This window comes from Spirulina subsalsa FACHB-351 (assembly GCF_026130165.1).
Lineage (GTDB): Bacteria > Cyanobacteriota > Cyanobacteriia > Cyanobacteriales > Spirulinaceae > Spirulina_A > Spirulina_A subsalsa_A.
Map to the genome: position 1 here is coordinate 1 of NZ_JAIHOM010000268.1, position 642 is coordinate 642.

1 protein-coding gene is annotated in these 642 nt (G+C 44.5%); it reads left to right on the forward strand.

Annotation, left to right across the window (positions count from 1 at the left end):
* Window positions 1-13: 13 nt before the first annotated feature.
* Window positions 14-642 (forward strand): Rpn family recombination-promoting nuclease/putative transposase (locus K4A83_RS22800; RefSeq protein ID WP_407810285.1); only part of this gene is annotated, 629 nt, incomplete at its 3' end.

A 642-nucleotide genomic window follows, 5' to 3' on the forward strand; every position in this document is an offset into this window, starting at 1 on the left:
AACTAATCCCATCGTGTTTGATAACCTGTGTAAATTCCTCGCCGAAACCTTTCCCGAAGACCTCGCCACTTGGCTTTTAGGGAATCCCATTACACTAACCCAACTCAGTCCCACGGAACTCTTTAATGAACCCATTCGGGCAGATTCCCTGATTCTGCTCCAATCCCCCGACCGGGTGCTGCACATTGAGTTTCAAACCAACCCTGATGAAACGATGCCCTTTCGGATGTTGGACTATTGGGTGAGGATTCGCCGTCGTTTCCCCAACAAAACCATCTACCAAGTGGTGATTTATTTACGACCGAGTAACTCTCCTCTTGTTTACCAAGGGAATTTTGAAGGGGAAACGACGATTCATGAGTTTCAAGTTATCCGGCTTTGGGAACAACCGAAAGAAATATTTTTCAGCGCGCCGGGGTTACTGCCCTTTGCTGTATTAAGTGATAGTGAAAACCGAGAAGAGGTGTTAAGAGAAGTATCCCAAGCTGTGGAAATGATTGAGGACAAAGGGGTAAGAAGTAATTTAGCGGCGGCCTCAGAAATTCTAGCTGGGTTAGTATTAAAAGCAGAAGTAGTTGAATCGTTTTTTAGGAGTGAACTGATGAGAGAATCTGTGATTTATCAAAAAATTCTAGAGGAAGG